25 protein-coding genes and 1 tRNA gene are annotated in these 23,102 nt (G+C 69.3%); 14 read left to right on the top strand and 12 right to left on the bottom strand.

Translation table 11 applies throughout. The features are described from left to right. Positions 1–96 precede the first annotated feature (96 nt). On the top strand, positions 97–450 hold the full coding sequence (locus tag NE358_RS11395; RefSeq protein ID WP_103206275.1) for a DUF485 domain-containing protein: 354 nt from the start codon (positions 97–99) through the stop codon (positions 448–450). Continuing rightward, positions 447–2,063: a monocarboxylic acid transporter gene (locus NE358_RS11390; protein ID WP_174799640.1), complete on the top strand. Its 1,617-nt coding sequence runs from the start codon at positions 447–449 to the stop codon at positions 2,061–2,063. The genes NE358_RS11395 and NE358_RS11390 overlap by 4 nt, the downstream gene beginning before the upstream one ends. 70 nt (positions 2,064–2,133) lie before the next feature. On the opposite strand, the gene NE358_RS11385 is transcribed toward NE358_RS11390, so the two are convergent. Next, entirely contained in the window at positions 2,134–2,667 is a 534-nt protein-coding gene (locus NE358_RS11385) for a methylated-DNA--[protein]-cysteine S-methyltransferase (RefSeq protein ID WP_103206276.1), read from the bottom strand. Between the two features lie 202 nt (positions 2,668–2,869). Between NE358_RS11385 and NE358_RS11380 the strand changes: the two genes are divergently transcribed. Both NE358_RS11380 and NE358_RS11375 read left to right on the top strand, forming a co-directional pair. Beyond that, positions 2,870–6,574, top strand: coding sequence for an AAA family ATPase (locus NE358_RS11380; protein ID WP_289938595.1), 3,705 nt, complete (start codon positions 2,870–2,872; stop codon positions 6,572–6,574). 7 nt (positions 6,575–6,581) lie between these two features. Beyond that, the gene (locus NE358_RS11375; RefSeq protein ID WP_246077981.1) at positions 6,582–6,827 is read left to right on the top strand and encodes a hypothetical protein; all 246 of its coding nucleotides are present in this window, start codon (positions 6,582–6,584) and stop codon (positions 6,825–6,827) included. Between the two features lie 87 nt (positions 6,828–6,914). Here NE358_RS11375 and mscL read toward each other — a convergent pair whose 3' ends face one another. Genes mscL through NE358_RS11360 form a run of 3 tightly spaced genes read right to left on the bottom strand, consistent with a single transcriptional unit; the run spans position 6,915 to position 8,252 of the window. Beyond that, positions 6,915–7,334, bottom strand: coding sequence for a large conductance mechanosensitive channel protein MscL (gene mscL / locus NE358_RS11370; protein WP_103206278.1), 420 nt, complete (start codon positions 7,332–7,334; stop codon positions 6,915–6,917). 34 nt (positions 7,335–7,368) lie between these two features. Continuing rightward, a complete protein-coding gene (locus NE358_RS11365) occupies positions 7,369–7,638 on the bottom strand; it encodes an FmdB family zinc ribbon protein (RefSeq protein ID WP_103206279.1) in 270 nt (89 codons plus the stop codon). Positions 7,639–7,655: 17 nt separating this feature from the next. Then, positions 7,656–8,252, bottom strand: a complete 597-nt coding sequence (locus tag NE358_RS11360; RefSeq protein WP_103206280.1) for a 5-formyltetrahydrofolate cyclo-ligase — start codon at positions 8,250–8,252, stop codon at positions 7,656–7,658. 62 nt (positions 8,253–8,314) lie between these two features. Here NE358_RS11360 and galU point away from each other — a divergent pair, with 62 nt between their 5' ends. From galU to NE358_RS11340, 4 genes are all read left to right on the top strand, one after another. After that, a complete protein-coding gene (gene galU / locus NE358_RS11355) occupies positions 8,315–9,208 on the top strand; it encodes a UTP--glucose-1-phosphate uridylyltransferase GalU (RefSeq protein ID WP_103206460.1) in 894 nt (297 codons plus the stop codon). Between the two features lie 14 nt (positions 9,209–9,222). After that, on the top strand, positions 9,223–9,846 hold the full coding sequence (locus NE358_RS11350) for a GNAT family N-acetyltransferase (RefSeq protein WP_103206281.1): 624 nt from the start codon (positions 9,223–9,225) through the stop codon (positions 9,844–9,846). Between the two features lie 100 nt (positions 9,847–9,946). Further along, the gene (locus NE358_RS11345; protein ID WP_103206282.1) at positions 9,947–11,008 is read left to right on the top strand and encodes a SepX/GlpR family protein; all 1,062 of its coding nucleotides are present in this window, start codon (positions 9,947–9,949) and stop codon (positions 11,006–11,008) included. A 150-nt stretch (positions 11,009–11,158) separates the two neighbouring features. Next, positions 11,159–11,234 (top strand) — tRNA-Ala (locus tag NE358_RS11340). 220 nt (positions 11,235–11,454) lie between these two features. Here NE358_RS11340 and NE358_RS11335 read toward each other — a convergent pair. Together NE358_RS11335 and NE358_RS11330 are read right to left on the bottom strand one after the other, a co-directional pair. After that, entirely contained in the window at positions 11,455–11,838 is a 384-nt protein-coding gene (locus NE358_RS11335; RefSeq protein ID WP_499318575.1) for a VOC family protein, read from the bottom strand. A gap of 2 nt (positions 11,839–11,840) precedes the next feature. Further along, positions 11,841–12,281, bottom strand: coding sequence for a VOC family protein (locus tag NE358_RS11330; protein WP_116238998.1), 441 nt, complete (start codon positions 12,279–12,281; stop codon positions 11,841–11,843). Positions 12,282–12,423: 142 nt separating this feature from the next. On the opposite strand from NE358_RS11330, the gene NE358_RS11325 reads away from it, so the two are divergent. Further along, positions 12,424–13,005, top strand: coding sequence for a LysM peptidoglycan-binding domain-containing protein (locus NE358_RS11325; RefSeq protein ID WP_146035498.1), 582 nt, complete (start codon positions 12,424–12,426; stop codon positions 13,003–13,005). 33 nt (positions 13,006–13,038) lie between these two features. On the opposite strand, the gene NE358_RS11320 is transcribed toward NE358_RS11325, so the two are convergent. After that, complete coding sequence (locus tag NE358_RS11320) at positions 13,039–13,230, bottom strand: hypothetical protein (protein ID WP_103206286.1); 192 nt, start codon at positions 13,228–13,230, stop codon at positions 13,039–13,041. Between the two features lie 48 nt (positions 13,231–13,278). Here NE358_RS11320 and NE358_RS11315 point away from each other — a divergent pair, with 48 nt between their 5' ends. Then, positions 13,279–14,295 carry a hypothetical protein gene (locus NE358_RS11315; protein ID WP_103206287.1) on the top strand — a complete coding sequence of 339 codons (1,017 nt, stop codon included), beginning with the start codon at positions 13,279–13,281 and terminating at the stop codon, positions 14,293–14,295. A 47-nt stretch (positions 14,296–14,342) separates the two neighbouring features. Here NE358_RS11315 and NE358_RS11310 read toward each other — a convergent pair whose 3' ends face one another. From NE358_RS11310 to NE358_RS11300, 3 genes are all read right to left on the bottom strand, one after another. Then, positions 14,343–15,929 (bottom strand): hypothetical protein, encoded by a 1,587-nt coding sequence (locus NE358_RS11310; RefSeq protein ID WP_289938569.1) that lies wholly within the window; start codon positions 15,927–15,929, stop codon positions 14,343–14,345. Then, positions 15,911–16,741: an ABC transporter ATP-binding protein gene (locus NE358_RS11305; protein WP_499317828.1), complete on the bottom strand. Its 831-nt coding sequence runs from the start codon at positions 16,739–16,741 to the stop codon at positions 15,911–15,913. Before NE358_RS11305 ends, NE358_RS11310 begins: the two co-directional genes overlap by 19 nt. Positions 16,742–16,913: 172 nt before the next feature. Then, on the bottom strand, positions 16,914–17,669 hold the full coding sequence (locus tag NE358_RS11300; protein ID WP_289938566.1) for an SDR family oxidoreductase: 756 nt from the start codon (positions 17,667–17,669) through the stop codon (positions 16,914–16,916). A 100-nt stretch (positions 17,670–17,769) separates the two neighbouring features. Between NE358_RS11300 and NE358_RS11295 the strand changes: the two genes are divergently transcribed. Further along, the gene (locus NE358_RS11295) at positions 17,770–18,615 is read left to right on the top strand and encodes a helix-turn-helix transcriptional regulator (protein ID WP_289938563.1); all 846 of its coding nucleotides are present in this window, start codon (positions 17,770–17,772) and stop codon (positions 18,613–18,615) included. A 66-nt stretch (positions 18,616–18,681) separates the two neighbouring features. Here the strand turns inward: NE358_RS11295 and NE358_RS11290 are convergent, their stop codons facing one another. Further along, the gene (locus tag NE358_RS11290; RefSeq protein WP_289938561.1) at positions 18,682–20,181 is read right to left on the bottom strand and encodes an amino acid permease; all 1,500 of its coding nucleotides are present in this window, start codon (positions 20,179–20,181) and stop codon (positions 18,682–18,684) included. Between the two features lie 170 nt (positions 20,182–20,351). Between NE358_RS11290 and NE358_RS11285 the strand changes: the two genes are divergently transcribed. Both NE358_RS11285 and NE358_RS11280 read left to right on the top strand, forming a co-directional pair. Beyond that, a complete protein-coding gene (locus NE358_RS11285) occupies positions 20,352–20,699 on the top strand; it encodes a histone-like nucleoid-structuring protein Lsr2 (RefSeq protein WP_103206291.1) in 348 nt (115 codons plus the stop codon). A gap of 210 nt (positions 20,700–20,909) precedes the next feature. Beyond that, positions 20,910–21,248 carry a histone-like nucleoid-structuring protein Lsr2 gene (locus tag NE358_RS11280; RefSeq protein ID WP_103206292.1) on the top strand — a complete coding sequence of 113 codons (339 nt, stop codon included), beginning with the start codon at positions 20,910–20,912 and terminating at the stop codon, positions 21,246–21,248. 71 nt (positions 21,249–21,319) lie between these two features. Here NE358_RS11280 and NE358_RS11275 read toward each other — a convergent pair whose 3' ends face one another. Next, a complete protein-coding gene (locus NE358_RS11275; protein ID WP_141376007.1) occupies positions 21,320–22,393 on the bottom strand; it encodes a Glu/Leu/Phe/Val dehydrogenase family protein in 1,074 nt (357 codons plus the stop codon). A gap of 186 nt (positions 22,394–22,579) precedes the next feature. On the opposite strand from NE358_RS11275, the gene NE358_RS11270 reads away from it, so the two are divergent. After that, entirely contained in the window at positions 22,580–23,056 is a 477-nt protein-coding gene (locus NE358_RS11270) for a YbaK/EbsC family protein (RefSeq protein WP_289938552.1), read from the top strand. The last annotated feature ends 46 nt before the right edge of the window (positions 23,057–23,102 follow it).

The following is a 23,102-nucleotide window of genomic DNA, read 5'->3' as shown; positions in this document are numbered from 1 at the left end:
TAGCGTCGACCCTATCACCGGGGAAGCAGCGGCCGACCCGGACTTTTCCCCCGTTCGGCGCAGCGTTGCGCCGTACTCATGAGGCAAGGAGGCCACATGACGGACCGTCGCATCGACGAAGCCCACAAGGGCGGCGTCGACTACATCGCGGTCGAGGAGTCCGCCCCGTTCCGGGAGTTGAAGAAGCGCCAGCGCCGCTTCGTCTTCCCCCTCGCGGTGGCGTTCCTCGTCTGGTACTTCGTCTACGTTCTGCTGTCGTCGTTCGCGCCGGAATTCATGGCGCAGCCGGTCTCGGGCGCCATCACCGTGGGGCTCGTGCTCGGACTCGGACAGTTCGTCACGACATTCGCCATCACCATGGGCTACGTGTCCTACGCCAACCGGCGACTCGACCCGGGCGCCGAGGCGCTGCGCGCCGAACTCGAGCGAGCGGACGGGACCCGCTCGTGAACGAGATCTTCGCCAGCGTCGAGGCGGCCGTGCAGACCGTCGAGAACAACCCCGTGCTGAACATCTCGATCTTCGGCGCATTCGTCGCCGTGACGCTGTTCATCGTCATCCGTGCCAGTCGCAACAGCAAGACGGCGGCCGACTACTACGCGGCGGGCCGCTCGTTCACGGGCCCGCAGAACGGCTTCGCGATCGCCGGCGACTATCTGTCGGCGGCGTCGTTCCTCGGAATCGTCGGCGCTATCGCCATCAACGGCTACGACGGGTTCCTCTACTCGATCGGCTTCCTCGTCGCGTGGCTGGTCGCCCTGCTGTTGGTCGCCGAGCTCATGCGCAATACGGGCAAGTTCACGATGGCCGACGTGCTGTCGTTCCGCCTCAAGGAACGGCCGGTCCGCATGGCCGCGGCCATCACCACGCTCGCCGTCTGCTTCTTCTACCTCCTCGCCCAGATGGCCGGAGCCGGCGGCCTCGTGTCGCTGTTGCTGGGCATCACGGAGCGCGTCGGCCAGTCGATCGTCGTTGCCGTGGTCGGCATCCTGATGATCGTGTACGTCCTCATCGGTGGCATGAAGGGCACCACGTGGGTGCAGATCGTGAAGGCGTTCCTGCTCATCGGCGGCGCGATCGTGATGACCGTCTGGGTGCTCGCGATCAACGGCTTCAATCTCAACACGCTGCTCGAGAGCGCCGTCGCGGCGTCTCCCAAGGGTGATGCCGTCCTGGCGCCGGGCCTGCAGTACGGAAAGAATCCGTGGGACTTCATCTCGCTCGCGCTGGCGCTGGTGCTCGGTACCGCGGGTCTGCCGCACGTGCTGATGCGCTTCTACACCGTGCCGACCGCGAAGGAAGCGCGTCGCTCGGTCGTGTGGGCCATCTGGCTGATCGGGCTCTTCTACATCCTCACCCTCGTCCTGGGCTACGGCGCCGGTGCGATGGTCGGATCCGAGACGATCCTCGCGGCACCCGGTGGAGTGAACGCGGCGGCGCCGCTGCTCGCGCTGGCTCTCGGCGGACCGCTCCTGCTCGGGTTCATCTCGGCGGTGGCGTTCGCGACGATCCTCGCGGTGGTGGCCGGTCTCACCATCACGGCGGCCGCCTCGTTCGCGCACGACATCTACGCGAACGTGGTGAAGAAGGGCGATGTGCCGCCGGACGGCGAGGTCAAGGTCGCGCGACGCACGGTCATCGTGATCGGTGTGCTCGCGATCCTCGGCGGCATCGGCGTGCAGGGGCAGAACGTCGCCTTCCTCGTGGCGCTGGCCTTCGCGGTGGCCGCGTCGGCCAACCTGCCGACGATCCTGTTCTCGCTGTTCTGGAGACGCTTCACGACCCGCGGCGCGGTCTGGAGCATGTACGGCGGTCTCGGCTCGGCGCTCGTCCTGATCTTCCTCTCACCGGTGTTCTGGGGGACCGCGACGAGCGTGTTCGCCAACACGGGCGTGGCGATCTGGCCCCTGAACAATCCCGGGATCGTGTCGATCCCGCTCGGATTCTTCCTCGGCTGGCTCGGTTCCGTCACCTCGCGGACGCCCGAAGACCCGCGTAAGGCGGCGGAGATGGACGTCCGATCTCTCACGGGATACGGCGCCGAGAAGGCGTCGAACCACTGACCGACCGACGCCCGGTCTCGCTGCGGCGGGCCGGGCGTCGTCGTGCCCGGGCGCGGACGCCCCGTCGTGTTCAGGCCGAGGCGTGCAGGGTTTCTCCGAGCACCGCGTCGCTCTCGAGCGTGAGCAGATACTCCTTCACGTCGGGATGCCCGCCGTACTCGCCGATCGAGCCGTCGGCGCGAACGACCCGGTGCACCGGGACGACGATCGAGAACGGAGACGAGGCGCAGGCCGTTCCCACCGCCCGCGCGGCCCGCGGGGCTCCGGCCATCATGGAGACCTCACCGTACGACGCCACTTCGCCGTAGGGGATCTGCAGGGTCGCTTCGAGTGCGGCGCGCGTGAAGCCGCGCACGAAACGCCAATCGAGGGAGACGTCGAACGACCGCCGCGCGCCCGCGAAGTACTCGTCGAGTTGCGCGACGACTCCTCGTCCGATCGACGCATCGGGGTCGGGGACGACCCCGAGACGCTGTGCGATCTCGGCGCGCGCGACATCGAGGCCGTCGTGGGCGACGTGCAACCGCACGAGGGCGTCGTCGATGAAGGTCAGCAGGATCGGCCCGACGGGGCTGTCATGTGCGGTGCTGGTGACTCTGTTCATACGTCCATCCTCGTGACCGTGCCACGGCCCTGCGGACGGATCGAGGGCGCAGGGGGAGGATGCCGCGAACTCTCCGCCTGTGGAGGAAGAGCCGATGACGCGGCGTGTCGCCGATTACCGCGAAACTCGGGCCCGCTGCGCACGATCCCGCACTGCCCGGCTTAGTCTGACAGGTGTGTGGCGAGCTGAGGACGGTGCCGTGATGGGCACTGACGGAGACGAGACGGTGTCGTCCGTCGATCCCGGCGAGCTGCGATTGTCGGAACCCGGCATCGTGGTTCGCCACGTGGCCGACCCCGAACGCGATCGCATCCGCGCCGAGGCGGCGGCCCTCGGCGGCCGCTCGACCCTCCTGCGCTTCGACGATGCGCGCGACGCGGGCATCGACATCACCAAGGCCCACCCCGGTTCGCTTCCGCAGTTCATCACCGGCCGCGCGACCATGCTGTCCAACCTCTTCCGTGACGAGGTCGCCCTGCGCACCGCGCGCATGGCTGCCGAGCGCATCACGGCCAAGAACGTCGAGCTCCGCACCGCCCGCGGCCTGGAGCCGGTGCACCTCGCCGTGGGCCTGTCGGCCTGGAAGATCGGTGGCGTGGAGTGGTCCGCTCCGGTCCTCCTCCGCCCGCTCGCCATCCGCCGCCACCACGGTGATTTCGAGCTCAAGCTGCACGGCGCGTTCGTGATGAACCCCGAACTCGCCCGCGCCTTCCGCACGCACCTCGGCATCCAGATCGATCCCGCCGCCCTCGCGGGCCTCGCGTACGACCAGGGCGTGTTCAAGCCGCAGCCCGTCATCGATCACATCCGTCGCCTCACCTCTCACGTGCCGACTTTCGTCGTGCACCCGCGTCTGGTGATCTCCTCCTTCGCCGACGTCGGTTCGGGCATGGCCCGCGACACGCACGACCTCGACCACACGCTCCTGAACGCGCTCGCCGGCCACCCCGACGACCGCGCGCGCATCACGGTCCGCCGCGACGACCCGCAGGTGATCGGCCCCGACGAGCGCACGCCCGCCGCAGACACCCTCCTGCTCGATGCCGATGCCGAGCAGGAGCGCGTGCTCGCGCGCATCGCGGCCGGTCAGTCGCTCGTCGTGCACACGCTTCCTGGAACCGGCGGCACGCAGACGGTCATCAACGCGATCGGGCAGCTCGTCCACGACAACAAGCGGGTGCTCGTCGTCAGCGCTCGTCGGTCGACTCTCGACGGCATCCGTCACCGTCTCGCCGGAGTGGGTCTCACCGGCCTGGCGGTCTCGCCCCACCACGTCCGGCGCGATCTCATCCGCGCGATCGGCCGTAACGAGAAGGCCGAGCAGCCCAAGGTCGCCGAGATCGACGATGCCCTCGTGCGCCTGCGGACGGTCCTGCGCGACTACCGTTCCGCCGTGACCGAGCCGCACCTCGCGCTGGGCGTCTCGGCGCTCGACATCCTCCGCGCGCTGACATCGCTGGCATCCACCTCTCCCGCCCCCTCGACCGAGGCCCGCTTCGATCTGGCGACCCTCGAGCGTCTGGCCGGACGACGGGATGCCGCCGCCCGGGCCCTCGCGATGGCGGCGCGCCTCGGCGAATTCCGCTTCGGCCCCGACGACTCGCCCTGGTACGGCGTGAGCTTCTCCCGCACCGAAGACGCGCGGGCGGCGCATGACCTGGCCGGCAAGCTCCACACCAGCGACGTGCCTCGCCTGCTCGAGCGCGGTTACGAGCTCATCGCCCAGACGCGCATGCGCCCGTTCCAGACGGTGTCGGAACTCGGCTCGTACCTCAAGCTCCTGCAGGGGATCCGCGAGTCGCTCGACCGCTTCAGCCCGACGGTGTTCGAGCGCCCGCTGGGCGAACTCATCGACGCCCATTCGCCGCGCCGTGACGCTTCCGCGATGAGCGGTCCGAACCGTCGCCGTCTCAAGCGTCTGTCGAAGGAGTACGTGCGTCCGGGCGTGCACGTGCCCGACATGTACGAGGCGCTCGTGCGCATCCAGCAGCAGCGCACGGAATGGCAGCGCGTGGTCGAGGCCGGCGTGACGCCGGAGGTGCCTCTCGGTCTCGCCGACGTGAACGTCGCGTGGCAGCGCACCGACGCCCTGCTCGGCGAGCTCGACCAGATCCTCGGACGCCAGGGCTCGGAGCGCCTGGCGACTCTGCCCGTTCAAAGACTCGTCCGCACGCTCGCGGGTCTGGCCGCCGAGTCCACCTTCTTCGACAACCTCGTCGAGCGGGCCCAGCTGCGCTCCGAGCTCGCGCGCCTGGGCCTCGAGCAGTTGCTCGTCGAACTCTCGGTTCGCCACGTTCCCGAGGAGCGGGTCGGCGCCGAGCTGGAGTTCGCGTGGTGGCAGTCGGCCCTCGAGCATCTGCTCCGCACCGACCGTGCCCTGCTCGGTGCCAACACGAGCGTCGTCGACCGCCTCGAGCGCGACTTCCGTCTCGTCGACGAGGCGCATGCCGCCGCCGCGGGTCCCCTGCTGGCCGCGCAGCTCGCGACGCAGTGGCGCATCGGCATCGTCGACCACTCCGACGAGGCGGCCGCTCTCAAGCGCGTGCTGAAAGACGGCCTGCACACCGCGCAGGAGATGTCGGATGCCGCCCCCACCCTGCTGCGCACGCTCGCCCCGGTATGGCTCGCGTCGCCCTACGAGGTGCCCGACGTTCCGACCGATCTCGCGTTCGACGTCGTGATCATCGCGGACGCCGCCGCTCTCTGCCTCGCCGAAGCGGCTCCGGCTCTGCGGCGCGCCCGTCAGGTGGTGCTGTTCGGTGACCCGGTGGTGCAGAAGCCGACGCCCTTCAGGGTCAGCGCGTCGATCCTCGGCACTCCCGACGAGGCCGACGAGGTGCCGTTCGACGGCACCTCGGTGTTCGAGCGCGTCGCCGAGCTCCTGCCTGTCGAAACGCTCACGCGGAGCTATCGCGCGGGCGGCGAAGACCTCTCCCAGCTGGTGAACGACGCCTTCTACGGGGGAGAGATCGTCTCGCTCCCGTGGGCGGGCTCGTACCTCGGTCGCGGCAGCCTCAGCGTGGACTACGTCGAGGGCGGTGTCGGCGCCCCCGATCCCGTCAGCGGTGCCGTCGAGAGCCCCGACGCCGAGGTCGCTCGTGTGGTGACCCTCGTCGTCGAGCACGCGGTCAACCGTGCCTCCGAGTCGCTCATGGTCGTCACCGCGAGCCGCACGCACGCCGAGCGCGTGCGCGCGTCGGTGGTCGCGGCGCTGGCCGGCCGGTCCGACGTGGCGGAGTTCATCTCGCGGGATGCCGCGGAGCCCTTCGCCGTGCTCACCCTCGAGGAGTCGGTGGCCGAGAGTCGCGACCGCGTGGTGTTCTCGCTCGGCTTCGGTCTCACGCGCCACGGCCGCGTGCTGAGTGATTTCGGCGACCTGTCGACGCCCGACGGCGAACGGCTCCTCACCGTCGGAATGACGCGTGCGCGTCGTTCGATGGTGATCGTGTCGTCCATCCGCCCCTCGGCGTTCGACGACGGCCGTCTCGAGCACGGCGCTGCCACCCTCATGGGCATCCTCGGCAACCTCGCCTCGCGCAACCGCGAGGCCCGTCTCGAAGACCTCGCCGACCCGTTGACGCGCGCCCTGGCACGCGAACTGCGCCGACTGAACATCGAGGTCGACGTCGATTACCGCGGTCTGCTCCCCATCGTCGCTCGCTATCAGGGCAAGGCCGTCGTCGCCGAGAGCGACCCCGAGACGATCGGCGAGTCGCTGCGCGAGACGCTCCGCCTGCGACCGCAGATCCTCCGCCGGCTCGGCTGGCACTACGTGCGTGTGCACGCCTTCGACCTGTACAGCGACCCCGCGGGAGTGGCCTCCCGCATCGGGGAGCTCCTCGGCATCGCGCCCGCCGGCGCGGCCGCACCCGACGCGACCACCGAATCGCTCGATCTTCCCGACTGAGCGAGCGATGAGCGAGTCACCGGATGCCGCCGGCCGGGCCGCCGCTCCCGACGCGGGCGCGATGGAGTCCGGCGCCGAGCGTCAGCCCGTCGTCCGGGTGCGCGGTGCGCGGCGTGCGCGCTTGCTCGCCGCCCCGGGCACGACCGCGGAGCCCGCGCCCGCCGACGACCCCGGGCGCGGCGTAGGTGCTCGGCCCACGGCATCCGGGCCCAACGACGAGCGCATGATGCGCGACGTCCCCCCGCACTACTGACCCGCGGGGCGCCCGATCACGCGAGACGGCGCCCGACCCCGGGACGTGGTCCCGGCGCGGGCGCCGTCTCGGTGGCCTGAGATCGATTCAGAGCTTGTTCTGCCGCTCCAGCAGGTCGCGAATCTGCACGAGCAGTTCCTGCTCGGTCGGCAGCTTGGGCTCGTCCGCGGCGGGCTCGTTGACTCCCGCGCGCGCGGCGGCGATGGCCTTCCACCGGTTCATGGGGTAGACGAACACGAGGTACACCACGAGCGCGACGGCGAAGAAACTGATGATCGCCGACAGCAGGGCGGGCAGGGGGAAGACCACTTCCTGGCCGTAGATGCCGGTGATCGACGGGCCGACCTCGCCGTTCTCTGCGGGCTTGTAGAACACCGAGATCAGCGGGGTGATCACCGAACTGACGATGGCGTTCACGACCGCGGTGAACGCGGCTCCGATGACCACCGCGACGGCGAGGTCGATGACATTTCCTCGGAGAATGAACTCCTTGAATCCCTTGATCATGCGCTGGTTCCTCTCAGGCCGCGCCGACTCGGGCTCAAGAAGCCGAGGGCGAGGCGGACGACGTCGATTCCGACTTCGATGATGTCGAAGAAGTGGACGAGCCGCCACCGCTTGCGCCCGAGGACGAACCGCGTGAGTCGGTGCGGTAGAAGCCCGAGCCGTTGAAGGTCACGCCGATCGACCCGTACTGCTTGCGCACCTCGCCGCCACATTCGGGGCACTCGGTCAGGGCGGCATCCGAGAACGACTGCACGGCGTCGAAACGGTGACCGCACTGCTTGCAGGCGTAGGAGTAGGTGGGCATGAGCGTCCTTCGGGTGTTCAGGAGGTGTGGGCGGCGAGCGGCAGCGTGCGCGTGGGGGTGACTACGCCCGTCACGGGCTGGTCGTGCACGTCGCGCGGCACGTCGTCGATGAGCTCGGTGTCGAAGATGACCGCGTAGACGGGCGGGCACTTCTCCATCGAGCCGAGGGTCTTGTCGAAGTAGCCGCGTCCCCACCCGAGGCGCATGCCCTGTCGATCGACGGCGGCCGCGGGGATGATCAGCAGGTCGACGTCGTTGACCGCGATCGGCCCCAGCACGTCGCCCACCGGCTCGGGAAGACCGAACAGTCCCTCGGTGATCTCGGTGTCGGCGGTGGCCACGCTCCAGTCGAGGAGCCCGTCTTCGCGGGTGATCGGGAGCAGGACCCGGATGCCGCGATCCACGGCCGCGCGCACGAAGGCGTGGGTGCCGGGCTCGGTGGGCGTCGACAGAAAGCAGGAGATGCTGCGGGCTCCGAGACGCGCGACGAGGGCGTCGAGTTGCTCTGCGACGCCGGCCTCGGCCACCTCGCGGGCGTGCGCGGAGATGGTCTGGCGGCGTTCGCGCAGATCGGCGCGCAGTGCGCGCTTGGCCTGCTCGATACGATCCGGCATGCGATAAGTCTAGGGGCGGGCGCGTTGCCGCCGGTGGCTCAGGACCCCGCTAGGGTATGCCCATGCCTCACAAGCCCTTCAAGGCCGTCATCCCGGCCGCCGGACTCGGTACGCGCTTCCTGCCCGCCACGAAGGCGATGCCCAAAGAGATGTTGCCGGTCGTTGACAAGCCGGCCATCCAGTACGTCGTCGAAGAGGCCACCGGCGCCGGTATCCAGGACGTGCTCATCATCATCGGCCGCAACAAGAACAACATCGCCAACCACTTCGACTCGATGCCCGAGCTCGAGGCGAAGCTGCGCGAGAAGGGCGACGACGACAAGCTCGCCAAGGTCGAGCACTCGTCCGACCTCGCCGACATCCACATGGTCCGTCAGGGTGAGCCCAAGGGCCTGGGCCACGCAGTGCTGCGTGCCCGCAGTCACGTGGGCGATCACCCGTTCGCCGTGCTGCTGGGCGACGACCTCATCGACGAGCGCGACCCGCTGCTCACCAAGATGATGGAGGAGTACGACAAGCGCGGCGGTGCCACCGTCATCGCGCTCATGGAGGTCGACCCCGCGCACATCCACCTCTACGGTGTAGCCGCTGTCGAAGCGACCGACGAAGAAGACGTGGTCAAGGTCACGCAGCTCGTCGAGAAGCCCAAGGCCGAAGACGCCCCGTCGAACCTCGCGATCATCGGTCGCTACGTGCTCGGCCCCGATGTGTTCGACATCCTCGAGCGCACCCAGCCCGGCAAGGGCGGCGAGATCCAGCTGACCGATGCTCTCGAAGAGCTCGCCACCGGCGGCGGCGACGGCGGCGGCGTCTACGGCGTCGTGTTCCGCGGGCGCCGCTACGACACGGGCGACCGCGTCGATTACATCAAGGCGATCGTGCAGCTCGCGGCCGACCGAGACGACCTCGGTCCCGCCCTCCGTCCGTGGTTCAAGGAGTTCGCGCAGGGTCTCTGACCCGGCAGGATGCCATGGATCTGTCCGTCCCTCGGCGGCACGGCGACGTGTCGATCCGTCTCATCCGCAACCGCGACGCGCGAGTCCTTCAGCAGCAGCTGATCGACAACCGGTCATGGTTGAAGCGGTGGGAGGCAACCAGTCCCGACGGCCCCGTGTCGTTCGACATGCGCCTCGGCATCCGCCGTCTTCTGCAGCAGTACCGTGACGGCGTCGGCGTCCCCTTCGTGATGGCGTGGGACGACGACGTCGCCGGGCAGCTGAACGTGTGGGGTGTCTCGCGTGGTTCGCTGGCCTCGGCGACGATCGGCTACTGGGTCGCAGAGGAGTTCGCCGGCCGCAACATCACGACGATCGGCGTGGCGATGGCGACCGACGTGTGTTTCACGGAGCTGAACCTGCATCGCGTCGAGATCTGCATCCGCCCCGAGAATCACGCGAGCCTGCGCGTCGTCGAAAAGCTCGGCTTCCGGTACGAGGGCCTGCGGCGCAAGTACATCCACATCGACGGCGATTGGCGTGACCATTACGCCTTCGCCCTGGTGCGCGAAGAGGTTCCTTACGGGGTGCTCGACCGGTTCGTGCGGGGGCAGGTGCCGCCCGACGCGGCGCGCGTTCCGCCGGCCGACCGCAACTGAGCGACCCGGCTCCGGCCTTTCTCGCTCCATCGACGAAAGTCTCGTCACGACACGCCGGGGGATGCCGAGGTGTGATCTCTCGGTGACCTACCTTTATGGCATGGGTGGGCAGGTTCTCAGCGGCGGCGTGATCTTCTTCGTCGCGGTCGCGCTCTGGCTCGTGTACCTGCTTCCGTCGTGGCAGAGCCGTCATCGCTTCACCTCCGCCGAACGCAATGCCGTGCGCCTCAACCAGGCCCTTCGTGTGCTCGCCGAGACGGCCGAGACGCCGCGTGAGGTCCGGCTCGAACTGACGGCCCGCACGGCCCACCAACAGCAGAAGCTCGCGCGCCAGATCCAGGCCGAGAAGGCTCAGACCGAGCTCGCTGCGGCCAAGGCGCGGCTCGAGGTCGCTCGCCTCGAGAGTGCCCGTGACCGCGATGTCGTCAAGGAGCAGCGCGCCGCGGCCGTGGACCTGGCTCGTGCCGAGCGTGCCGCGGCCGTCGAGGTCGCTCGAGCCGAACGCGCCGCGGCTCTCGAGAAGACCCGCGCCGAGCGTGCCGCCGCCGTCGAGCGGGCGCACGCCGAGCGCGCCGCGGCCGTTGCGCGGCCCGAGGCGCGTCGAGCCCGTGCGCGACGCCGCTTCCGTCTCAGCGTGACCACGGTGGCCCTTTCGGGCCTCGTCGCCGCGCTGGTCGGCCTCGTGCAGGTCGTCACCGGGGGAGTGCCGGTGCTGCTGTCCCTCGGGTCGGTCGTCGTCGTGGCATCCCTCGTCGTCCTCCGTCGCATCTCGGTCGTGGCCGCCCGCACGGCGCCCGTATCCGTCGCGACCTCAGTGGCGAAGCGCACCGTCGCGACCGAAGTGCAGGACGTTTCCCTGGTGCCCGAGCCGCGCCCTACGTGGACGCCTCGCGAACTTCCGCGCCCGCTCGTGGCGTCGGCCGGGTCACGTGCTGCCGCCGTGGTCGACGAGCAGATCGCCCGCGAGGCGCTGCGTGCCGCCGCTCGCGAGGAGGCCGCGCGCGAGCTCGCCGCCCAGCAGGCCCCCACCCCGATCGAGACGGCCCGTCCGGCCGCTGTCGCCCCCGCTCCGTCGCCGTATGCCGCGATGGGGTACGTGGACGATTCGGAGATCCAGGATCACGTTCAGCGGCTCCTGGCGCGTCGCGCGTCGGGGGAGTGACGCCGGTCTCTTCCGCGGGTGGCGGGCGTGCTCCGTCGACCGCCTTCTCGACCGATGCTGCCAGCGGCATACGCCGCTCCTCGCGTGCCCGACGATGCCGACGCGCGTCGAGGTGAGCGCGGATGACGTGATAGTGTTTACGAGGTTTCCGGGCCTGTGGCGCAGTTGGTAGCGCGCCTCGTTCGCATCGAGGAGGTCAGGGGTTCGAATCCCCTCAGGTCCACCAGAACACCACGAGAAGGCCTCCGCCCAGCGGGGGCCTTCTTCGTTTTTCGAACGGAATCGTTCAGGAACCGGGCGCCCACGGACGCGCCCGGAGAGCGTCGAAGTCGCCGCTCCAAGGGGTCGCCGAGAATTCACGGATGAGAGGCCGGAGCGCGGGTGAACGGCGGGCGGCGCGGCATCCGGACTTCCCTCGAACTCGCGCCTGAAGGCGCGTCCGGTGCCTACGACACGGGATCGGGAAGCCGCGCTCCCGCGCGGATCTCCTGCAGGGCCCAGGAGTTGCCGTCGTGATCTGCGAAGAATGCATAGCGCACCCCGCCGCCCATGTCCTGCACCGGCGACACCTCGAGGCCCTTCGCGGCGAGGTCGGCGCGAACGGCGTCCAGGTCGTCGACGACCAGGTGCAGGTTCGACACCGGCGTCCCAGCCCCCATTCCGACGCCGAAGGAGATCGAACAGGCGGAGCCGGGCGGGGTGAGCTGGACGACACGCATGCCGTTTCCGGGGGAGACGTCATGGTCGAGGACGAAGCCTACGACGTCGCGGTAGAACGAGATGGCTCGGTCGACGTCGGACACGGGCAGGGGGACTAGCTCGAGGCGCATGCTCACGAGCTCACGCTCCCGCTCTCGGCCCAGCCGCCGGGGGCAGCGATGTTGAACATCCAGGCCACGCCCCACGGATCGGTCACCTCGCCGTAGAGGTCGCCCCACATCTGCTTCTCGAGCGGCTGCACGACCTCGGAGCCCCGCTCGACGAAGCGGTCGTAGAAGCCGCGCACGCGATCGAGTTGGTCGCTCATGAACGCGGCGTGTACGCGATTCGCGCCCCAGCCGCCCTCGGGCTCGCCGAAGGCGTCGGCTCCCATCACGGTGAAGCCGTCGGCACGCAATTCGGAGTGCATCACACCGTCGGCGGGGGCGTCTGTCATGCCGAAGTCTCCGAAGGTGCTGATCTTCAGCTCGCCGCCGAAGACCGACTCGTAGAAAGTCATTGCCTCTCGGGCGGCTCCGGCGAACGAGATGTAGACGACGAGCGAGGTGGCCATAAGGCATCCTTCCGGCGGCGGGCGGTGGCCCTCACCTTAGACCCGTGCGTGGTGACCGCGATGGCCCGCCCGCCGCGAGCACCGAACGAACCACGCCCCGAGGCAATGGCGCTCGACGACGCCGCCTGGCATGCTCGACACCATGAAGCCGTCTGCCAAGGTCATCGTCGGCCTCGTGTGCGGCGCGGTGGTCGTGGGATTGGCGGCGTTGACGGTGCCGGCCTTCGCGCCGCTGGGGACGGTCGCCACGGTGGCCGCGGGCCTCACGTCGTCGCTGGAAGTGATTCCGAACGACGCGACGACGCCCACGGCATCCGCCCCCGCCGATCCCTACGGACCGCCCGAGGGGTACGTCGACGTCGGCAACGGTACGTACATCCCCGGGGGAGGGTTCGGCGACTGCACGGAACCCGCCTACATCCACATGGGCAGTCAGGACGGGCAGGCCCCCACCGCGAGTCTGTTCGGAAAGCTCGTCGACACGGGCGTCCGCGAGTTCGCGGCGGGAACCCCCACGTCCATGGAAGATGGACGCATCGCTACGTACACCGTGGCCCCCGGTGACACCCCCGCCGCGATCGGCGACCGGTTCTGCATCTGGAACCCTCTCTCGCTCACCACGCTGAACGGCATCCCCGGCAGCACGATCCACCCCGGCCAAGTGCTCGTGCTGGATCCCGCGGCCGTCCCGGGCTTCGTCTTCGACTACCCCTACGACGACTGAGCCCACGCCGAGACCGGCGCGCGGCATCCGGTCTCAGGCGCCCGCGAACGTTCGCAGCTGCGCGAGCAGCCTCGGCGCGCTCGCGTCGAAGCGCGCGCCGCCGATGAGCACCCCGCCCGCGAAGACGACCGCGCCCCAGACGAGTCCGATGCCGAGCGACACCCACCCCGCGCCCGTCGCGCCCGCGAAGACCGCGAGGATGGCGGGGATGAAGACGGGATGCACAACCTCCCGAGAAGCAGCGCGGCCCTCCTGCGTCACTACTGTCGACGTATGACCGACAGCCTCGCCGACACTTTTGATCTCGGCGCACTCCGAAGTCCGGTGGCTGTGCACGACGTCCGCCGCTTCGACCGAGCCCAGGGCACGCCACTGGGAAGACGGTGGAAAGCGAAAATCGTCGTTTGCACCCTTTATCTCGCCGCGCAGGCGGTGTTCTTATCGCTCTACGTGCCGGTAGCGAAGTTGCCGTCGGCGACCGCCGACACGATCACGGGCGCGGTGTTCGTCCTGTCGGGCTTGCTTGCGGCATGGTGGTGCGCTGTCGCGTGGAGAGACGCCGTGCGCGCCGTGCGCGTCGCCCGCGCTGCCGCATCGAACGGGCTCGATTTCGACGTCCACCCTCGCGTCGTCGACCTGCCGGGGACGGCCGTCGTGTCTCTTCCGGGCGCGGTCGCCACGCATGCCCTGCGCCCCCGCTCGGCCGGGCGGTGGCCGGTGTTCACCGCCGCCAGCGTCGGGCCCGAATTCGCACGGGCGGTGCGCCACCGCGGTATTGTGGCGATCACGCTTGAGGTGCAGACGCCGCACATCGTGGTCCACAATCGTCGTGCTCGCGCTCGAGACGGGTTTGCGTCGAAAGTGCGGGGCGGTCAGCGGTTGCGCCTCGAGGGTGACTTCGACCGCACCTTTTCGCTTTACGTGCCAGCCGGTTACGAGCGCGACGCCCTCTACGTCTTCACTCCCGACGTCATGCAGCGGATGCTGGATGTGGCCGCCGACTGCCAAGCCGAGCTGGTCGACGGCTGGTTCGTGCTCACCGCCCGCAGGCCCTGGCGCCTCTGGCGGGAACAGGAATTCGTGGCGCTCCTAACGATGGTGAGCGTTCTCGGCACAAGGGTGCGTTCGCAGACGCAGCGTTACCGCGACGATCGTTCGCTTCGGTCAGGCGAGGTCGCCCCGCACGGACGGAGATTGCGTGTTCGGCTGTCTGCGGGGTTTATCGCCGCCATCTTCGTACCGGGTGTCTTCGTCGTCGCGGGTTTGTGCCGGCTGCTCGGACTTGTCTGACAGGCAGAACGGCGAGGAAGCTCGGTGTCGGCGCGCGGCATCCGGTCTCAGGCGCCCGTGAAGGTCCGCAGCTGCGCGAGCAGCCTCGGCGCGCTCGCGTCGAGGCGCGCGCCGCCCATGAGTACGCCGCCCGCGAAGACGATGACGCCCCAGACGAGTCCGATCGCGAGGGAGACCCAGCCGGCGTCCGTCACCCCGAAGAAGATCGCCATCACGGCAGGTACGACAGCGGGCAGCGCCAGCACGGCGACCAGGGCCCAGCAGAGGAAGAACGCGAGGAACATCGTGAACGTCGAGCCGGGCACCCGCTTGAAGGGCGAATCGCCGGGGGCGGGCGTGGGTACCACGAGGAGGGCCGAGCTCACGGCGCTCACACCGAGCCCCACCAGCGTGAGGCCGATCGAGCCGCCGATCACCGCGGGGAGCAACTCCCACTTGCCGACGATCGCCAGTGTCACGACGTCGGCGAGCAGCACCAGCGGGATGCTCACGGTCGCCGACCCAAGCATGCGTCCGAGGCGGTCGGCGCGCCCGCGGATACCGGTCTGCAGCACCGTGGCGAAGGCGGTGCCGTCGTACGACACGTCGGTGTACGCCAGGATGCCGGCGAAGAATCCGACCAGCAGACCCGAGGCCGCGAAGAACTGTCCGTCGAGGTCGCCGCGCGAATAGATGAGCACGAGGACGGGGGCGAACGGGATCAGGAGCAACTGCCGTAGATACCGGAAATCGCGCGTCCACGACGTGAGGGAGCGCGCCCAGGTCGCCCCGACGGGGTTCGAGGGCATGACGCCGAACCACCCCAGCGATCCGGACCGGCGACGCGTGGCCGCGCGTGCCGGAGGACCGACGAGGGATGCCGACAGGCTCCGCTGCCAGAGCCACCACAGCACCGCGAGGGTGACGACGGCGATCACGAGCTTTAGCACCCCCGTGGTCCAGGCGCCCCCTGCGAGGTCTCCGGGCACCGCCCACGCGGCGGCGATCGGCGTCCACGACAGACCCGTGACGAGGGCCTGCAGCTGAACCCCCTGCTCGCTCGCCGAGACCAGAGCGCCGGTGATGCCGATGAAGATCGGACTCGCGAAGATGACGAGGGCGAAACCGACGAGGCCGATGATCTCGCGGGTGCGGCGGCCTCCGCCGATGCCGGCGGCGAGGGCGGCCACCGCGCGCGAGGCGACGACGCAGATCACGACGCCAAGCGGAACGCACACGAGCGCGGCGACGGCCGCGACCGGGTACCGCGCCCACACGAGGAACACGGCGAGCGAACCGACCGCGGTCGTGATGCCCGGCACCCCCGTGAGCCCTCCCGCGATGATCGCGACCATCATCTGCCGCGTCGTCATCGGGAAGGGCGCGAGCTTGGCGGGGTCGAGCGTCGTGTCGAGCCCCGCGGCGAAGATCGGGCCCACGACCCACCCGAGGGTGAGCAGCGCCCCCGCGGCAGTGATCACGGACCGCGCGATGTCGAGGTCGAGCGTGCCGACGAAGAAGAGCCCGACGCCGACGAGCAGCAGCATCCACAGCGCGCCGATCACTCCGAAGATGAAGCCGACCATCTGCATCGGGCTCCGCATCAGGGTGTTGCCCAGGACGCGGAACCGGATCTTCAGGACTGTCGCAACCACTGCGGCCCCTCCGCGTGGTGGCGTCCGCCGACCAGCTCGACGAAGCGGTCCTGCAGGGTCTGTCCACCTCGGACCTCGTCGACGGTTCCGGATGCCAGCAATCGGCCCTGCGCGATGATGGCGACGTGGTCGCACATGCGCTGCACGAGGTCCATCGAGTGGCTCGAGACGATGACCGTTCCACCCGAGGCGGTGTAGCCGCGCAGGATGTCTTCGATGTTGGCGGCCGACACCGGGTCGACGGACTCGAAGGGCTCGTCGAGGACGAGCAGACGTGGGGCGTGCACGAGAGCGCAGGCGAGGGCGACCTTCTTGGTCATGCCCGCGGAGTAGTCGACGACGGGGGTGCCTGCGGCCTCGGTGAGGTCCATGATCTGCAGCAGGTCGGCCGTGCGGGCGCCGACCTCCTCACGCGTGAGGCCGAACATCATGCCGGTGTAGGTGACGAGCTGTTCGCCGGTGAGCCGGTCGAACAGACGCACGCCGTCGGCGAGGTTGCCGATGAGCTTCTTCGCCTCGACCGGGTGGGTCCAGACATCGACTCCGTGGATGCCGACCGTGCCGGCATCCGGCCTCAGAAGTCCGGTCGCCATCGACAGCGTGGTGGTCTTGCCCGCGCCGTTGGGACCGACCAGACCGTAGAACGACCCGGTCGGGACGGTGAGGTCGAGACCGGCCACCGCGACCTTCTGCCCGAAGTGCTTCGCCAGACCCGCCAGCTGCATCGCCGGAAGCGAATCGCGGGAGGCGGGCGGTGCCACCGCCTCGGGCAGAGCGGACGGCTGGGGGGCGTCACGAGGAATGTCGGTCACGTCCCGAACCTATCGGCGGGCGGTGGGGCGATCCCAGCCCCGCCGCGGAACTTTTCGTTCTCCGTACCGGATGGCGTCGACGACCTCCGCTTGCACGACGACGGCCGTCGTGCCGCCCGTGGGAATCGCGAAGGCCGCCCCGACCACCCGGGTGGGTATCGCCCGGGGCGGTTCAGTGCGGGTCGGCGGCGTTGAGCTGTCGCACCGTTTCGGCATAGCGCCCCTCGGCCTCGGCGCGGCGCAGGAACGCCAGACGCTCGACCTGCACCTCGGCCACGTCGGGCTGATCGCGGAGGATCGCCATGACCTCATCGGCGAATTCCTCCAGATTCATGGCGAAAGAGCTCTCGCGCTGCCCGGGCAGCAGGTCGGTGGCGACCGACGGCGGCTCCAGTTCGAGTACCGAGACGCTCGTCCCCTCGAGCTGCAGGCGGAGCGACTCGCTGAAGAGGTGGATGGCGGCCTTCGTCGCATTGTAGGTGGGGGTTGCGCGCAGCGGCACGAACGCCAGACCCGACGAGACGGTCATGATCGTGGCATTCGGTCGGCTCTGCAGGTGAGGGAGCAGGTGCGCGATGAGCCGCAGGGGACCGAGCACGTTCGTCATGACGGTCTCCTCAGCGGATGCCAGGACCTCGGGGCCCGCGGTCCAGTCCTCGACGCGCATGATCCCGGCCATTGCGATGACGACGTTCAGGTCGGGGTGACGGCTCACGACCCCGGCGGTCGCAGCGCGGATCGAATCAGCGTCGGCGGTGTCGATGAGCACCGTGTCGAAACCCTCCGAGGCCGCGAGCTCGTCGAGACGCTCGCGACGTCGGCCGCCCACGACGACGGTGTTGCCCGCGTCACGCAGTCGCTCGGCGAGGGCGAGGCCGATCCCGCTGGTGGCGCCGGGGAGGAAGACGGTGTTTCCGGTGATGTTCATGAGCCCAGTCTTCGTTGCCGCGCGCACGGCATCCAGGCCCCGTCGATCGGGGGATCGTCGATCCCTGGATGCCGACGGCTCGACGCGCGAGGATGAGGTCATGAATCGCACGGGGGTGGCGGAGTTCCTGCGGGCGCGGCGTGAGGCGCTGCGGCCGGAGGACATCGGTCTCGTGTCCGGCGCCCGTCGCCGCACCGCCGGATTGCGTCGTGAGGAGGTCGCGCAGGCGGCCACGATGTCGACCGACTACTACACGCGCCTCGAGCAGGCGCGGGGACCGCAACCGAGCACCCAGATGCTCGCGGCCCTCGCCCGCGCCCTGCGCCTCGGCATCGACGAGCGCGACTACCTCTTCCGTCTCGCCGGCCACGCGGTGCCCGATCGTCTCGGCCGCGCCGACCACGTGGTGCCGGCGTTGCAGCGCGTGTTCGCGCGCCTCGACGACACGCCCGCCCTGGTCATCTCGCACCTGGGTGAGACGTTGCTGCAGAACCCTCTGGCGGCGGCACTGCTCGGAGACCACGCCGGCGCCCGCGGCTGGGACCGCTTCGAAGCGTGGCGGTGGTTCACGCGCCCCGGCGACGAGCGCCGGAAGTACCCCGCTCACGACCGCGAGAGGCAGAGTCGCGCCATCGTCGCCGGGGTGCGCGCGGCGTACGGCGTGCTGGGGCCCGCGTCCACTGCCGGCGAGCTCGTCGCCGAACTGCAACGCCGCAGCGAGGAATTCCGGTCGCTGTGGGAGCGGCAGGAGGTCGCGCAGCGTTTCGCCGACCACAAGGTGCTCGTGCACCCCGAGCTCGGGGAGATCGAGGTCGACTGCCAGGTGCTCTTCACCGAGGATCGCGCCCAGGCCCTGCTCGTGCTCACCCCGCAGCCGCGCAGCGCGGCGGAGGAGAAGATCCGTCTGCTCGGCGTCCTCGGCTCACAGCGCTTCGTCTCGCGGTGAAACGACGGATGCCACGCCCCGAGCGTCCTGAGAACGACGGGGCGTGGCATCCGGTGCCTGCTCGGGTCACTCCTTCGGTGGAGAGACCACGTTCGGCTTCGTCGGGTCGAGCGAGGCGCCCGTGCCCACGCGGGCGTGGCTGCGCGAGTACGCGAAATAGATCGCGAAGCCCAGGGCCAGCCAGATGAGGAACCGCAGCCAGGTCTCGACCGAGAGGTTGAGCATGAGGTACGTGCAGATCAGTGCCGACAGGATCGGCAGCACGGGGCTCCACGGCACGCGGAAACCGCGCTTGAGGTCGGGGCGTTTGCGGCGCAGCACGATCACGCCGATCGACACGAGCACGAACGCGGAGAGCGTTCCGATGTTGACCATCTCTTCCAGCACGCCTATGGGCGTGACGCCGGCCACGATCGCGACGATCACGGTGACGAGGATCGAGATGACCCACGGGGTGCGGAAGCGCGGGTGCACCTTCGCGAGCGTCCCGGGGAGCAGGCGGTCCCGCGACATGGCGAAGATGATGCGGGTCGCGCCGATCATCAGGGTCAGTACCACGGTCGTCAGACCGGCGACGGCGCCCGCGGCGATGACGGTGGCCATCCACGTCTGACCGTGGAACGCGAAAGCGTTGGCGAGGGCTGCCGAGGGGTTCAGTTCGGAGTAGGGCACCATGCCCGTGACGACGATCGCCACGGCGCAGTACAGGATCGTGCAGATGATGAGCGAGGCGATGATGCCGATCGGCAGGTCGCGCTGGGGGCGCTTGGTCTCTTCTGCCGTGGTCGCCACGACGTCGAAGCCGATGTAGGCGAAGAACACCAGGGCTGCACCGGCCAGGATGCCGCCGACACCGAAGGTGGCGGGCTGCAGGCCCGACAGGAACTGCAGGAGCGGCTGGGTGAGACCCGACGCCGACTCGGTCGGCACGGAGTCCGGCACGAAGGGGCTGTAGTTGGCCGGGTTGATGAACATGATGCCCGCGATGATGACGAAGAGCACGATGAAGAGCTTCACGGCCACGAGAACGAGGTTCACCCGCAGGGACTCCTTGATGCCGAGGGTCATCAGACCACCGAGCACCAGGACGAGCAGAATCGCCGGGAGATCGACGACGCCGCCGTAGGAGATCTCCGGTGGAAGGACGATCCCCAGTTGCTGGAGGAAGGTGCCGAGATAAGCACTCCATCCCTGGGCGACGACACTCGCGCCGAGGAACATCTCGAGAATGAGGTCCCAGCCGATGATCCAGGCGAAGAGCTCACCGAGAGAGGCATAGGAGAAGGTGTACGCCGACCCCGAAACGGGGACGGTCGAAGCGAATTCGGCGTAACACATGGCTGCCAGACCGCACGCGATCGCGGCGACGATGAAGCTGATCACCACGGCGGGGCCGGCGACGTCATGGGCGGCTCGACCGGTCAGGGTGAAGATGCCCGCGCCGATCACGACGCCGACGCCGAAGACGGTCAGATCGACAGCACTGAGGGACTTCTTGAGGCGGAACTCCGGCTCATCGGTGTCGGCGATGGATTGCTCCACCGACTTGGTACGGAAAAGGCTCACGCGACGCTTCCTCTGTCTCGAGTGATGTCCTGGGAGCGAACACCACCCGTGGAGGATAGTCCCCCGACGGGCGCCGTGCCTATCCGTTCGGGGGGCTGGACGAGCGCGCCTTTACCAGAATCGACTTATGCGGGAAATTCATCGAATGCGGGTGTAAGGTTTTTCGTATTATGGCTATGAAGCACATCACGCACCTCGTCGACGACCTCGACGGCTCCGTTCTCGAAGACGGACAAGGAAAGCAGATCACCTTCTCCGTCGAAGGTCGCGCTTACGAGATCGACCTCTCCGACCGCAATGCCGACAAGTTCTACTCGGCGATCGCCCCGTTCGTGGATGCCGCTCGTTCGGTGTCCCGAGGCAATTCGGCCGCGCGTCGGCCGCGGGCGGCCCGTCGTTCGAACGACGTCGATCTCGGCGCCGTTCGGGAATGGGCGCGCGCGAACGGACACACCGTCAGCGACCGTGGTCGGGTTCCCGCCACGATTCTCGACGCGTACACCGAGGCCAATTCCTGACCTCTCCCTCTTATCCTCTCGGCCGCTCGCGAAAGCACCGGCCGAGAGGATGTCGGTTCGGCCGCCCCCGTCGTCCGTAGACGCGCGGAAACCGCGGAGGAATGCGGAAGGCTCCCTCGGCGGCCGGGGCCGGTGAAAGCGGGCGAGCTGACGGGTGAATTTTGGAAGCGTGGCCCGGAATGCGCCTCGTCGGCGGCATATGGTCGCGGCATGGCGAAAAAGCACATCACCCAGACGATCGACGATCTCGATGGATCGGTCATCGAAGACGGAACGACTCTGACCTTCTCCGTGGAAGGCCGTTCCTACGAAATCGATCTGTCTGCCGAAAACGCCGAGAAGTTCCGCAACGCTTTTCGGCCGTTCATTTCCGCCGCCCGATCGATCGGGTCTTCTTCGACCCTCCCTCGACGCACTCCGCGAGGGCGCGCCATTCCGACCCGCGACCTGGTCGACGTGCGAGCGTGGGCTCAGAAGAATGGGTTTCCGATCAATGATCGAGGACGCATTTCCGCCTCCGTTCTCACGGCCTACGACGCCGCTCACTGACCCTTTGACGAGAAAGAACCGGATGCCCCCCGCTCGGGTGGCATCCGGTTCTTTTTCGTTCGGCCGTTGATCTAGACGAGCGCGGCGCGGCCCGTTCCCGCGGCGAGTCGCTCGGCGGCGAGCCCCTCGGCTGCTGCGAGGGGGGTCACCCCGCGGGTCGCGGCTTCGTCGAAGACGCGGCGGACGGTGTCGCCGATCTCGGCGACCCGCGCCATGATCTCGTCGATGCTGCCGCGCTCCTTGGCCACCAGGTCGAGATAGATGACACCTCCGGCGTTGACAACGAAGTCGGGGGCGTAGAGGATCCCGCGCGCCGCGAGTCGGTCGGCACCGGAGCGATCGGCGAGCGGGTTGTTGGCGGGACCGCATACGGCACGCGCGTCGAGTGCGTCGATGACCTCGTCGGTGAGGACGCCGCCGATGCCCGCGGGGACGAAGACGTCGGCGGGGATGAGATGCGCCTCGCTCGGCTCGACCCAGGCCGCGCCGAGTTCGACGGCGAGGGCGCGCTTGGCGGGGTTCACGTCGGTGACGGTGAGAACGGCGTTCTCGGCGGCCAGGCGCTCGGCGAGACGCCCACCGACCTGTCCGAGGCCGGCGATCGTGATGCGACGACCGGCGACGTCGCCCGTGCCGACGGCGCGCTCGAGGGTCGCGACGAGAGAGGCGTAGACGCCGAGGCTCGTGGGGCCCGCGGGCTCGCCCGAGCCGCCGACGGCGTCGGGCAGACCGACGACGTGCGGAGTGCGCTCGCTGACGACGAGCATGTCGTCGGTCGTCGAGCCCACGTCTTCGGCCGTGCGGTAGAGGCCCCCGAGGCTGTCGACGGCATCGCCGAGGTCGAGGAAGGCGGCTCGCCGCCGGTCGGGGTCGAGCACCGTGCCCTCGGGAAGACCGATCACGGACTTGCCGCCTCCCGCGTCGAGGCCGGCGGCGGCGTTCTTGAGCGTCATCGCCGCCGAGAGGCGCAGCGCGTCGCCGAGCGCGTCGGTCCACGAGGGGTACGTCCACAGGCGCGCACCGCCGAGTGCGGGACCGAGCACGGAGGAGTGCAGAGCCACGGCGACGAGCAGACCGCTGCGACGCCCCGTGATCACCTCCACGCGTTCGTGCGTGAATTCGGGCAGGGGCAGAGCGTTGGTCATCGCGTTCCTTGTCGTCGGCCGCCTTGTGGGCAGCGCTTTTCGGAGGCCGCGGCGTTGCGGCATCCGGCATCCATTCTGACGGCTCGCTCCGCTTCGCGCGAGCACGGGTGCCGCGGGTCCGCCGGACGCGCGAGAACCGCCGATCTGCGGCGCGGGGGCGCCGAGCGGCCGCCCTAGGCTGACGGCATGACCGACGCCCTCCCCGCCCGCAGCCGTCTCGTCGCCGCGTCCCTGCAGGCCGCGGAAATCGACGGTCAGATCGTCGTACTCCCCGATGCCGCATCCACCGCGGCCCTCGCGGCCGCCGCCCTGGGGGTGGACGTCGGGGCCATCGCGAACAGCCTGGTGTTCTGGAGTGACGACGAACCCCTGCTCGTCATGACCAGCGGCGCACACCGCGTCGACACGACGGCTCTGGCCGAGCGGCTCGGACGCAGCGGCATCCATCGTGCCACCCCCGATCAGGTGTTGACCGCCACCGGGCAGCCCATCGGGGGAGTGGCCCCCACCGGGCACCCGCATCCACTGACCACGATCGTCGACGAGGATCTCGCCGCTTTTCCCGAGATCTGGGCCGCGGGCGGCACCCCGCACACCGTGTTCCCGTTGACGTTCGCCGAGCTCGTGCGGCTGACCGGCGGTACGGTCACGCGGGTGGCGTGAGGTCGCGCGGCGGTCGGCTGTGGCCCCGGGGCCATGGGGGATGCCC

The sequence above is a fragment of the Sphingomonas sp. G5 genome (assembly GCF_052660795.1).
This window is presented reverse-complemented; position numbering and strand designations above follow the sequence as displayed.